This window comes from Bacillus paranthracis, assembly GCF_001883995.1.
In the GTDB taxonomy this organism is placed as follows: domain Bacteria; phylum Bacillota; class Bacilli; order Bacillales; family Bacillaceae_G; genus Bacillus_A; species Bacillus_A paranthracis.
The window spans coordinates 120,618-132,917 of record NZ_MACE01000027.1; the positions used below are offsets into that span (position 1 = coordinate 120,618).

14 protein-coding genes are annotated in these 12,300 nt (G+C 33.0%); 9 read left to right on the top strand and 5 right to left on the bottom strand.

Features of this window, described 5'->3' with window-relative positions:
- Positions 1-86: 86 nt before the first annotated feature.
- Complete coding sequence (locus tag BAQ46_RS12290; protein ID WP_000399705.1) at positions 87-455, top strand: carboxymuconolactone decarboxylase family protein; 369 nt, start codon at positions 87-89, stop codon at positions 453-455.
- Between the two features lie 67 nt (positions 456-522).
- On the opposite strand, the gene BAQ46_RS12295 is transcribed toward BAQ46_RS12290, so the two are convergent.
- Positions 523-1,164, bottom strand: a complete 642-nt coding sequence (locus BAQ46_RS12295; protein WP_000875266.1) for an HD domain-containing protein — start codon at positions 1,162-1,164, stop codon at positions 523-525.
- Between the two features lie 105 nt (positions 1,165-1,269).
- Between BAQ46_RS12295 and BAQ46_RS12300 the strand changes: the two genes are divergently transcribed.
- The 4 genes from BAQ46_RS12300 (at position 1,270) to BAQ46_RS12315 (ending at position 5,506) form a co-directional block, all read left to right on the top strand.
- Positions 1,270-1,773 (top strand): GNAT family N-acetyltransferase, encoded by a 504-nt coding sequence (locus tag BAQ46_RS12300; protein ID WP_071741981.1) that lies wholly within the window; start codon positions 1,270-1,272, stop codon positions 1,771-1,773.
- A 224-nt stretch (positions 1,774-1,997) separates the two neighbouring features.
- The gene (locus tag BAQ46_RS12305; RefSeq protein WP_000850064.1) at positions 1,998-2,663 is read left to right on the top strand and encodes a lytic polysaccharide monooxygenase; all 666 of its coding nucleotides are present in this window, start codon (positions 1,998-2,000) and stop codon (positions 2,661-2,663) included.
- Positions 2,664-2,824: 161 nt separating this feature from the next.
- Positions 2,825-3,754: a manganese-dependent inorganic pyrophosphatase gene (gene ppaC, locus BAQ46_RS12310; RefSeq protein ID WP_000416855.1), complete on the top strand. Its 930-nt coding sequence runs from the start codon at positions 2,825-2,827 to the stop codon at positions 3,752-3,754.
- 105 nt (positions 3,755-3,859) lie between these two features.
- Positions 3,860-5,506, top strand: coding sequence for a M3 family oligoendopeptidase (locus BAQ46_RS12315; RefSeq protein ID WP_071741982.1), 1,647 nt, complete (start codon positions 3,860-3,862; stop codon positions 5,504-5,506).
- Between the two features lie 18 nt (positions 5,507-5,524).
- Here the strand turns inward: BAQ46_RS12315 and BAQ46_RS12320 are convergent, their stop codons facing one another.
- Positions 5,525-5,722, bottom strand: a complete 198-nt coding sequence (locus BAQ46_RS12320) for a DUF4017 family protein (RefSeq protein WP_071741983.1) — start codon at positions 5,720-5,722, stop codon at positions 5,525-5,527.
- Between the two features lie 161 nt (positions 5,723-5,883).
- On the opposite strand from BAQ46_RS12320, the gene BAQ46_RS12325 reads away from it, so the two are divergent.
- The 4 genes from BAQ46_RS12325 to BAQ46_RS12340 all read left to right on the top strand — a co-directional run bounded on the left by BAQ46_RS12325 (position 5,884) and on the right by BAQ46_RS12340 (position 9,768).
- A complete protein-coding gene (locus BAQ46_RS12325; protein WP_071741984.1) occupies positions 5,884-7,089 on the top strand; it encodes a peptide ABC transporter permease in 1,206 nt (401 codons plus the stop codon).
- Positions 7,090-7,109: 20 nt separating this feature from the next.
- Positions 7,110-7,559, top strand: coding sequence for a DUF6884 domain-containing protein (locus tag BAQ46_RS12330; protein WP_071741985.1), 450 nt, complete (start codon positions 7,110-7,112; stop codon positions 7,557-7,559).
- 239 nt (positions 7,560-7,798) lie between these two features.
- Entirely contained in the window at positions 7,799-8,533 is a 735-nt protein-coding gene (locus BAQ46_RS12335) for an N-acetylmuramoyl-L-alanine amidase (RefSeq protein ID WP_000135295.1), read from the top strand.
- Positions 8,534-8,937: 404 nt separating this feature from the next.
- A complete protein-coding gene (locus BAQ46_RS12340; RefSeq protein WP_000540609.1) occupies positions 8,938-9,768 on the top strand; it encodes a GH25 family lysozyme in 831 nt (276 codons plus the stop codon).
- A gap of 152 nt (positions 9,769-9,920) precedes the next feature.
- On the opposite strand, the gene BAQ46_RS12345 is transcribed toward BAQ46_RS12340, so the two are convergent.
- The 3 genes from BAQ46_RS12345 to BAQ46_RS12355 all read right to left on the bottom strand — a co-directional run bounded on the left by BAQ46_RS12345 (position 9,921) and on the right by BAQ46_RS12355 (position 11,615).
- On the bottom strand, positions 9,921-10,373 hold the full coding sequence (locus BAQ46_RS12345) for a hypothetical protein (RefSeq protein WP_000877581.1): 453 nt from the start codon (positions 10,371-10,373) through the stop codon (positions 9,921-9,923).
- Positions 10,374-10,506: 133 nt separating this feature from the next.
- The gene (locus BAQ46_RS12350) at positions 10,507-10,863 is read right to left on the bottom strand and encodes a hypothetical protein (protein WP_000606238.1); all 357 of its coding nucleotides are present in this window, start codon (positions 10,861-10,863) and stop codon (positions 10,507-10,509) included.
- Between the two features lie 128 nt (positions 10,864-10,991).
- Positions 10,992-11,615, bottom strand: a complete 624-nt coding sequence (locus BAQ46_RS12355) for a hypothetical protein (RefSeq protein ID WP_061130592.1) — start codon at positions 11,613-11,615, stop codon at positions 10,992-10,994.
- Positions 11,616-12,300 lie beyond the last annotated feature (685 nt).

Here is a 12,300-nt window from a genome sequence, read left to right on the forward strand (position 1 = left end):
ATTCACTCTATTGAACGAGGTATATTGCCTTCTTTTCATCACATACTACAGTAGGTACAGATAATTTGAATGGGGGTAATAATAAGATGGAACACGAACAACATCATAGTTCAGTAAATGACGTTCTACATCATTATAAAGAAGGAATCGGTAGTTTTACAAACCAAATTCCTGAAATTGCTGAAACATATAATGCATTCACGCAAGCTTGTTTTCAAGAGGGTTCTTTAACAAAAAGAGAAAAACAACTTATTGCATTAGGAATTAGTCTAGCAACGCAAGATGAATATTGTACCGTTTATCATACAAAAGGGTGTCTTGATCAAGGGTGTTCAGATAAAGAAATTCTGGAAGCGTGTGGTGTATCAGCAGCATTTGCTGGTGGAGCTGCAATGAGTCAAGCGGTAACTTTAGTGCAAGAGTGTTTAACAGAACTGAAAAATCATAAGCATTGAATAGAAAAAAACGTTTTAAACTTTATGTTTAAAACGTTTTTTATGTGAAATTACATTTGTATTCACTTTAATATTTTATATCTTCATAAATCGAATTCTCTACATCAGGAAGAACTGTGTATATGCTTTTACCGATTAAAGCTTCTAATTCTTTCTTAATTGCATAAAACCCTTTCCAATGTAATGATGTATGAGACGTTGTACCGTGACGTAAACCAACAGAAATCAATCTTCTTTCCAGCGTAGTAAAACCATCCGCGTCAGCAAGAGCATCACAAAGAGTAATTACTTTATTGTATAAATCGTAGTTACAATGTTCATTCAATATTTCAACTAACTGGATTCTCATATGATCAGGAACGAGACTCCACTCCGCTGCGATATCTATATGTTCATTTTTGCATGGGAATGAGTGTGTAACACAAATAACAGCGTTTCCTGTATACCCTAAATCATTCATATACATATAACCATCGTAGGAATGAATGACCGATTTGGTAAAACCTTTGTATCTTCCGATATCATGCAAAAGGGCAGCATTATATGCTATATCAGCATCTAGGTTATACCCATTTTTAATAAGTTCTATAATTATGTTTTCAGTTGCCTGAGCAACATTTATTGAATGTTCAAACCAAGGACCGGGGTTTTGTTCATATGCCCATTCGAGTAATTCTTTTGCATATGTTCTATCTACTATATATTTCATATCGTTATCCTTTCCCTAAAAAATCATGTTTTAAAAAATTTCATCTTAGTATATCATTATTCCTCCTTTAAAAATTGGTACAATGAAACAAAAGGGGGATTAGTAATGCAAAATTTAGTAATTGAAGAGATTAAGAAAATAAATGATGATATGGAAGAGCTTTCTGAACTTTTGAAAACGGTTGTAAATGATGGGGCGTCAATTGGTTTTTTACCTCCACTGGATCAAAAAGAATCAGCGAAGTATTGGGAAACTGTTTTAGCACCAGAAGTGATCTTATATGTTGCTAAAATAAATAATGAAGTGGCAGGGAGTATTCAATTACATTTCGTTACAAAGCCTAATGGGATTCATAGAGCTGAAATTTGTAAGTTAATGACTCATCCAAACTTTAGACGTAATGGCATTGGACGTTCACTTATGTGCAAAGCAGAGGAACGAGCGAAGCAAGAAAACAGGACTCTTTTAGTGCTAGATACTAGAGAAGGAGATCCTTCGAATAAATTATATAAATCATTAGATTATCAAGAAGCTGGCAAAATACCAGAATACGCAATTTCTCCAAATGGTAATTTAGATGCAACAGTTATTTATTATAAATTTTTATAAGTGATGATTAAAATGCTGTCATGCTTAAAATAATAAAGTTTGATTTTTAACACCGTCTATATTTCTCTAGCGGTGTTATTTGAATTTAATTAATGTGCTAATTGAATTTGAGAAAGTTTTTAGAGGGTTCTTTTCGTAATGTTCCTCGACTTATAATGGATGTAGAGAAGATGACTAGGCAACTATAGTTATTTTCGCTTTATTATGGGAAAGGGGATGACGAGATGAAAACGAAAGGTTTACAGAAGGTGAAGAAAGTTATATTAAGTGGTGGGATATTACTTACAGGATTGTTAACTTTCGGTTTTTCAGAAAAAGCTTCAGCTCATGGATACGTAGAATCACCAGCGAGCCGTTCTTATTTATGTAAGCAAGGGGTAAATGTAAACTGCGGTCCAATTCAATATGAGCCGCAAAGTGTAGAAGGAATAGGTGGATTCCCGCAATTAGGACCTTCGGATGGTCAAATCGCAGGAGCTGGCCATTTCCCTGCTTTAGATGTACAGACTGTAGATAGGTGGAAGAAAGTTACGTTAAACGGTGGGACGAATACATTCAAGTGGAAACTAACGGCTCCTCATAGTACGAAAGAGTGGAAATATTATATTACGAAGAAAGATTGGAATCCGAATAAGCCTTTAACGAGGTCTGATTTAGATTTAGTGCCTTTCTATGTAAAAAATGATGGAGGAGCTAGACCTGGAACTTCCGTAACACATGAAGCAAATGTGCCAACTGATAGAAATGGATATCACCTTATTTTAGCTGTGTGGGAAATCGCAGATACTGGAAATGCATTTTATCAAGTTATAGATGTTAACCTTGTAAATAACGGTTTAGCATCAAATAACGTGCTAAATCATGTAGTGCAAGTTCCTACTTTATTTTAAATAAAGTATACATTTCGATCATCTAATTCATTTTAGATGATCTTTTTTACGAAAAACGATGAAAAATATAGAAGAAAGTGCAATTATTTATAAAAAATTATGCTTTAAATATTGTCATATTTGCTTCTTTAAGATATCCTTTTCATGAAGAGGTGGAAAACATGGAAAAAGTACTAGTTTTCGGGCATAAAAACCCAGATACAGATGCAATTTGTTCTGCAATTGCTTATGCAGAATTGAAAAAAGAATTAGGAATGAATGCTGAGCCTGTACGTTTAGGCGAAATCAGCGGTGAAACTCAATTTGCGTTAGACTATTTTAAAGTAGAAGGACCGCGTTTTGTTGAAACAGTTGCAAGCGAAGTGGACAACGTTATTTTAGTTGACCATAACGAGCGTCAACAAAGTGCTAACGATATCGAATCAGTTCGTGTGTTAGAAGTTATTGACCATCACCGTATTGCTAACTTTGAAACAAGCGATCCTATTTACTACCGTTGTGAGCCAGTTGGTTGTACAGCTACAATTTTAAACAAGATGTACAAAGAAAACGGCATTACAATTCGTAAAGAAGTTGCAGGTTTAATGTTATCTGCAATCATTTCAGATTCTTTACTATTCAAATCTCCAACTTGCACAGAGCAAGACGTAGCAGCAGCTCGTGAATTAGCGGAAATCGCTGGTGTAGATGCTGACAAATACGGCTTAGAAATGTTAAAAGCTGGTGCTGACTTAAGCGGAAAAACAATGGAGCAATTAATCTCTCTTGACGCTAAAGAATTCCAAATGGGTAATGCGAAAGTTGAAATCGCACAAGTAAACGCTGTTGATACAAATGACGTTCTTGTACACCAAGCTGAACTTGAAAAAGTTATCTCTGCAGTAGTAGAAGAAAAAGGTTTAGACCTATTCTTATTCGTTGTAACTGATATCTTAACTAACGATTCTGTCGGTCTTGCGATCGGTAAAGCAGCAAACGTTGTTGAGAAAGCATACAACGTATCCCTAGAAAACAATACTGCTACATTAAAAGGTGTAGTATCTCGTAAAAAACAAATCGTACCAGTATTAACAGAAGCATTCCAAGCGTAATATTATTGAGTATGATTTAACAAAAAGACAAGTAGTCAGATTGGCTACTTGTCTTTTTCTTTCTCTAAAAAACAGAAAATTAGATTTTTAAAAGGAGAGTTGTGTATGTTTAATGATTTGGAGAGTAAATTACAGTCACTTTTAGAGCGAAATATTACTTCTGTTTTAGAATTAGAAAATTGGCTTTTCGATGAATTGCGTGTAAACGCTGAAATAGAAGAGAAGATAACAAGTAGTTTAATCGCCACGTATAGAGATACAGGTAACAGAAATATGCATGATTTACATATGTATAATCAAAATACAATTCAACCACTTTTAAAAAGATACAATGCAAAGTTTGACCAAAAATTTATAGAGTGTCCGTTTTCTAACTTATTAGACGAGCGAAAATATGCATTTATGAAAAAAGCAAGATTTGTAAAGAGTAAAATGTTTAATGAAAAAAACATTGCTCTTTCTATTAAAGAGCAAGAGTGCATTACGAAGTATAGAGAAATAATGTCTAACATAACAATTAATTGGGAAGGCGAGCAAAAGACGTATGCACACGTTAAAGCAAAGCTAGATAACCCAAATAGAGCTATTCGCGAAAAAGCTTGGTACGCTTTATGTGAAGCAAGGAGTGCAGTGAAACCAGAAGTGGATCGTATTATGAATGAACTTATACAATTGCGGAATGAGATAGCTTTAAATGCAGGGTTTAATAATTATAGTGAATATGCTTGTAAACAAAAAAACAGAGATTATAATATTGAAGATTGCTATAAGCTTCATGAATCTATAGAAAAGTATGTTGTACCAATCTGGAAACAATTAGGGAGTATTTCTAAAAAGAATCTCGGTGTAAAAACGTATCGCCCTTGGGATCTTTCTCCATGTAATTTACCAAAAGTCCCATTCCAAAATGTGATTGATTTATTAAATGGCGTGGAAGAAATATTTCGAAAGACAGATTTATATTTTTATGAGAAATTTATTCATATAAGGAAAGCTGGATGCATTGACGTAGAAGAACGTGAAAATAAAGCACCAGGAGCTATTTGTTTTACCTTGCCTCATAGTAAAGAGGTTTTTGTGTATTCTAATTTTAGTCCTTCATTTTATGCAATTAATGCACTTATACATGAAGTGGGGCATGCATTTCATTTTTATAAACAATTTAAAAACGATAGTAGTATGCAGGAAAGATATCTGCGCGAAGAGGTGGCTGAACTTTATTCCCTCAGTCTTGAGTTATTAGTAATGGATAAGCTGAATGTTTTTTATAAGCAAGAGGATGAATATAAAGAAGTGCAACGCGTACAAATATATCGTGCTTTGTCTTTATTAATGTCGTCAATTGCAGGAGATGTATTCCAGCACTGGATCTATGCGAATCCAAACCATACATCAGAAGAACGTGATAAGAAATACGCCGAACTATGCAAAAGATATCAATATTCAACAGTCGACCTTGCAGGATTAGAGGATGAAATCGGTGCAAGTTGGATAGAGTCCTTTCACTATGTTCAGTTTCCTTTTTACAAAATTGAATATGCAATTGCACAAATAGGAGCAATGCAATTGTTTCAAATTTACTGGGAAGACCCAGAAAAAGCGATTGCTTTCTTTAAAGAAGGTGCGAGTGCAGATTGGAATTTATCTATACAAGAAATATATGAAAAAACAGGTGTCACGTTTGATTTTTCGGAAGAAAGGATAGAAAGTACTGCAAGTGTTATTTTGGATGTGATCAATGAATTAAAATAAGGATAGCATTCGCTATCCTTATAACTGTTTATTCGTAGATTTTTTCTTGTTTATATAAAATGTAATAATAGCTGTAATGAGAAAAATAGGTATAGCATACGCTTGCCCAACAAACAATTTCCAGCCAATATGATTATAGCCTTGGGATGATGGAGCGATCATAGCGATTATGCAAATTATAATATAGAGTACTAGTGCAGGGAGTATATTTTTCATTTGTTCACCTCCTTTTCAGAAAATCACCACATGTATATTTATATAACACATTATAGCTTGAGATAACAAATATGTTTTTCTAATATTTATGTAAATAAAAGGGTTGTTTTTAAGTGGAATAGAATAGGTGTATGTAGAATGATATAGGGGTGTTACATATAATGAACAATATATTAAATCGAATAAAGAAAGATGTAAGTATAGAATTATTGAATACGCTATGGCCTGGTTTTAAGAGGGCTGCATTTGCACTATACGATGATGAGCATGTGTATGTATTTCATCATCCTCTATTTTTGAAAGATAATGATGAGTATAGTGTTTTAAAGTGGGATGAACAATTTAAAGGTGATACTTGTATTCTATTCAAAGATTATCCAACTGCTATCGTGAATATGAATAGATATAAAGATTATGCAAGTTTACTTGCGATTGTGGTGCATGAACTTTTTCATTGTTATCAATATTTGAATAAAGAAAGTAGATTTCCAAATGAATCTATAGGATTTCAATATCCTATAATAGAAGAAAACACAGAATTACGAAATAAAGAACGAATTTGTTTATATGATGCTGTTCATTGTAAATCTCAAGAAGAGAAAATTAATTATATTAAGCAATTTATTAAACTAAGAGAGCAAAGAGCTAGTGTTATGGGAGAAGATTTTATAACATATGAGCATATGATTGAAAGTATAGAGGGGCCTGCTTGGTATGTTGAAATGAATGCTTACAATGCAGTATGTAAAAATGATGAAAGCGACACATTACGAAAATATAGCGGACTCATTTTAGATGCATATGAAGCTAATTGTAACATTAGAAAGAGCTGCTATAGCTCAGGAATGCTTTTATGTTTATTATTAGATGAAGTCCTACCTGAATGGAAAAAAAGCTTCTTTAATAGTGATAAATCGTTATATGCTTTTTTAAAACAAAATATAAAGGTGGATTTGAGTTTAAATAATGAAATTACAATAAGTAAAGAAACGAAGCAAATCCTTCATTTTGTTCAAGACGAAAGAGATAAGGATTTCAACCACTTTTATGAGGAGAAGGGGTATCATTTGTATATTATAGGCAATATAAAATTAAATTCGTTTAATCCAATGAATGTAAAGTTAAACGGAAATAAAGCATTACATAAAACATTTTTAAGTGTAGGTATACATAATAAAACATATATGATAAATCAGCCTGTTTTAGCATCTTTTGAAGAAGATTTTAAAAATATGACAAAAGTTCATATCAAAATAAACAAAAAACCGAAAGAAACAAATAATGGATGGAATGTATTGGGGGTTGGAGATATAGAAGCTGAGTATGAAGAAGTAGAGGGTTCTATATTTTTATATTTAAAAAGTTAGAAATGAGGTAAGAAAAAACGATGAAAAGGTTATGCATAATTCCATGCGGAAAGAAGAAAATTTGGGATAAGTATCCTGATTACGGACCGATGGAGGCAAAAGATGTATATATTAGCCCGTTCGGAAAAGCATGTCAATCGTATGCAACTATGTTTTTCGAGAATTGGGTTATATTATCAGCGAAGCATGGATTTTTAAGGCCAAATGATATTGTACTAGAAAACTATGATCTTGCGTTTGATTCAAAGAGCGATAAGGTAATAAGTATAGAGCAATTACAAAAACAGATGGTAGATAAAAGTTTACTACAGTTTGACGAAATCGTCTTACTTGCAGGGAAAAAGCATAAAAAAGTAGTAACAAAGCTATATCCAGAAGAAATGATTACATATCCGTTAGAAGGATGTAAAGGAATTGGATATATGTTGCAGAGGTTGAAAGAGGCAGTGAAGGAAGAGGAGGAAATATAAGTATAGTTTCGGTCACTATGAGCTTAAACTGTTTTTAGGGAATTAAAACGTAAAATAGAGTTTTTAAGCATCGCCAAAAAGGTGATGCTTTTTGTTCGTGTCACCACTTTTTATAACGAAAACGAATTGCCTTCACTTTTAGAAAATGTAGGATGTATGGGTACAGTTAAGATTGTAAGTGGGAATAGCAATAAGACAAGTTTTGAATATGATATTAAGAAAGGAGATGTTGATAAATAATGGCCAGATATAGTTTGCACGGAGGACACAATAGTATTGTTCAAGGTGCTAATTTCGGGAATCGGAAAGAACATGTTCTAGATAGGCAAGTTAAAGATGCTGTGGCGACTAAGTTAAGGTCCCTAGGACACACGGTTTATGACGATACGGACGAGGTAGGGACAACTCAATCACAAAATTTAAATAATATCATTCGGAATAGCAATTCCCATGCTGTGGATTTAGTTATTTCTTTTCATCTTAATGCAAGTGATGGAAATGGACAGGGTGTTGAGGTTTTGTATTATGATCAGAAAGATTTGGCGGCTAAAATCTCAGCTCAACTAGCAAAAGATATTGGATGGCGTGATCGAGGTGCGAAACAACGTACAGATTTAGCAGTATTAAATGGAACGAAAGCACCGGCTATTCTTATTGAATTAGGATTTATTGATAATGAATCCGACATGGCAAAATGGAATGTTGATAAAATCGCTAATTCTATTGTATTTGCTCTTACAGGACAAACTGGAGGAGGTGCAACGGACTTGCTCAAAGTAAAAACTGGTGGTGTAGCATTTAGCAATTTACAAGCTTTGGCTCAGGCGATGGTTGATGCGGGTATTGATGGACAAATTGTCGTTCAGAAAGATGGCATTGGTTATGCTATAACGAATGGCTATCCGTCCGGAAATATCGATAAATTTACAGCTTGGTTAGATGCACGTAAATGGTACTATGAGTACTTGAGATAAAACGAAAAATTGTCTTATTTTTAGTTAACAAGTATATTAAGTAACTAATAATTATGTAACTATAAAAATATGAACAATGTATATGTAAATTAGTACACAAAACCACCTGTCAGAAAGGTGGTTTTGTGTATCACGCTTTAATGGCAGTAAAATTCATACCTCAAAATTCGGATGAAGCTAAGAAATTAGCTGGGAATTGCACTGCTTGTGGCCTCCTACTGATTATAGTTTAGAGCTTTGTAAGTCTTTACTTATTAAACCTGTAATAATATTTTATTTTCTCAATACATAAGCCGAATTTTAAAGTATTACGCAATAATACACTACCTTTCATACTATTTATTAGTTGATAATAGCAAAAAAACAAGCTTTGAATATAATAATGAAAAAGGAGATGTGAAATAATGGGTTATATTGTAGATATTTCGAAATGGAATGGCGACATTAACTGGGATATCGCAGCACCACAATTAGATTTTGTAATTGCACGTGTGCAAGATGGTTCAAATTATGTAGATCCTTTATATAAAAATTATGTGCAAGCAATGAAAGCAAGAAATATTCCGTTTGGTAATTATGCGTTCTGTCGTTTCGTTTCAGTAGAGGATGCACGGATAGAGGCGAGAGACTTTTGGAACCGTGGTGATAAAAATGCAACAGTTTGGGTAGCTGACGTAGAAGTAAAAACAATGAACGATATGAGAGCGGGTGCACAAGCTTTTATTGATGAATTACGCAGATTAGGAGCTAAGAAGGTTGGTTTATATATTGCTCATCATATGTATGATCCATTTGGAATGGCAAATGTCAATTGTGATTTTGTATGGATTCCTCGTTATGGTGGTAACAAACCAGCCTACCCATGTGATATTTGGCAATACACAGAAACAGGGAATGTAGCTGGCATAGGAAAATGTGATTTAAATAAGTTAATGGGAAATAAGCCGTTAGTTTGGTTTACTAATCAAACTATTGAACAATCGACAAAACAAGAAGGAGTTGGAATTATAGTGAATAAATTTAGTAAAGTTGTTACGTATGAATTTGGTACAGCGTTAGTAGTAGAAATGTTAGGAATGATGGATGCTCTGGGGTATGAATCTCGTATTATCTCATATGGAGATAAACAAGGATTAGTTAGATTTGAAACAGCATATCGCCAAGGGAATGAATTAGATCGAGCGACAGCGTGGTTAGATGCTAAAGGACTTAAATATTTTTATACAAAAGAGTAGTTTGCTAAATAAAAAGCCGTCATGTGACGGTTTTTTATTTTTATGTAATCTTTTAACTCTATGTAAAACAAAAGCGAAATGCCATTGTAGGCATGAAGAGGAAAGGTATTAATAATAAAAAGGAGTACGATACGTACTCTTTTTTTGGGTGATTATATTCCATCTTGAACAGATTTCTTTACAATTAACCATGTGTCTTTCTTTTTAATCGTTATAGCTACATTAGTTCCATTAGATTCCTTATAAAAGATATATCCATTGTTTGAGTTTACATATGTGACTGGTTCGCCTATGCAATCTCGCGAGCAGGATTTGTTGACTAGTTCAATTAGGGATAGTTCGCTTGGATCTGTTTTACTGGCTTCTATAACAGCATCAAGGCTTGTTTTTCGATAACCTTGCAAGTTTATATGAAAAAGCTGCTCTATTTCTCCTGTAATGCTAGTATTCATTACTTCTATTGAATTCTTTTTTTCTTGAAGAAATCCGTTTTCATAAAGTAATTTTGTATATCCAATCCATGCGATTAAAACTAGCATGATAAACATACTACATATTTTAAGTGTTCGAAGGCGTTTACTAACTATCGTTTCTGAGTATTTCATTCACTTTAATCCTCCAATGTTTTTAATTTAAAGTATGCCTCAATACATATTTTTAGAAGAAGGATAGAATTTAAAGAGTTCTAGATAAAAAAGAAAGCATCTGAAGTGAGATGCTTTCTTTTTAGTATTTTCACTATCTGTTCGTTACTTGTTTCATAAGTGGTCTAATTTCTTTAACGGGTGGTTTTTTATCATAGGCATCAACGTAAGAAAAGTAATAATTTAAGTTTCTGAGAAGTCCTTTTCCTATTTTAGCACTTAAAAAGGGAAAGACTTGTCCAGTATAATCATCAAGAGATTTACAGTAGTATTTTTCATCTAAATATATACTGTATTTACATGTTAGTTCTACTAGTGAGTTCCCTTCATCATCAATTACTTCCTTAGAATCAATAATGTCTATTAATGCGAATTTTTCATTTAGATAAACTTTCTTCTTTTTCTCATGTTTATTTGTAAGTATAAATACGAGACCAATGGCGTTAATCAAACTGTTTCCTCCTATAAAAAACGGATATTAATAAAATATATCGATATACGTTAAATGTAAAGAGGACAGGTGAAATATCATTGCTAGAAAGTTCGATAAGCCGATTTGGTTTTCAAATCGGCTTATTGTTATTGAAATACTTGCGGGAATTGCTTTACGATTGCGTTTGTTATCATGTCGGAAATTTCTAAAGCTTCTTTTTCAACTTTATCGTACAATTTTACTCCTGCTTCATAATCTTTATTTAGAAATGCCAGTGCTTCTGCTTTTGTTAATGCTAGATGTTCATAAAACATTTGTGTAAATTCTTCTTTTTGTATATATGGGTTGATGCTAGTAAGAAACACTACAATTTCATCACCGTTAGCGTACCATTTTTTCTCTATAGCGACAGCTGCGTTTTGGTCACCAGCTTTTGCAGCTTTAACAAGATCTGCTGCAATTACTAAGTGGTCTTTAATTAATGCACTATATTTTTTTACTGCATCTTCACCATAGAATGGTTCAAGAGATAGTCCCATATGTGTTGCATTTTGAAGAAGCCGTCCAACTGTAACGTTTATGTCGGGTAAATTGAAAACAATACTTATAATAGCTAATCTCGTCCAAGCGACATGTTGTTCCCATAAAGAACGCATATAACCTTTTAGAAAGTTCTCGTTTTTACTAATTCGGAAATTACGTACAGATGTATCAAAGTGTACATAAGGGTTATGATAGGGGGAGTAATACGATTGCCAATAAGTATACATAAACGGTAACACTCCTTTGAACATGTATAACTCAAAGTATGATGGAAATTTATTTTTAGTTACGTGTCCTCGTTTATTTTCAAAAATTGCTATGGAAAAAGATGAGGAATTTTATTGCGTTATATATAAATAAATTGAATATAAAGTAAAAGAGGCTCTGCAAGGGAAGTTGCAGAGCCTCAAAAGGGTATTGCCGAGATGTCGGACTCGACTACGTAATATTATCATAAAATTCTATTAAAAAAACCTGGTAAATGTGTCCAATTGAAAGTGAGTCTTTAATAAAGTGAAAGGGACCTGCTTCCCGCGGCAGATCCCTTTCACTAGATAATGTCGATGAGCAAAAACTCATCTGGAGTACCTTTATAGTAACAAGTGAAATTCGTTTTGTGTATTGAGAAAAAAGAATTAGATATTTAAATGTTAAGCATTTATATTTTACCTTTTGTAATTATGACCATTTGTAGTGAGTGGATTAAGATTATAAAATGGTGATAAGATTTATAATTACATCTAAAAGTGTTATGAAATATATATAAATTAAAAAAGACCCGCTTATATAAGCAGGTCAACTTAAGGGGTTTATCCAACAGAATATTTCATATAATACCAACTGTATTGCAGTAAGTCTATAAGGGTTATATTGAGAAAATTATTATGAATGATCTATTTCGCACCTGTATTA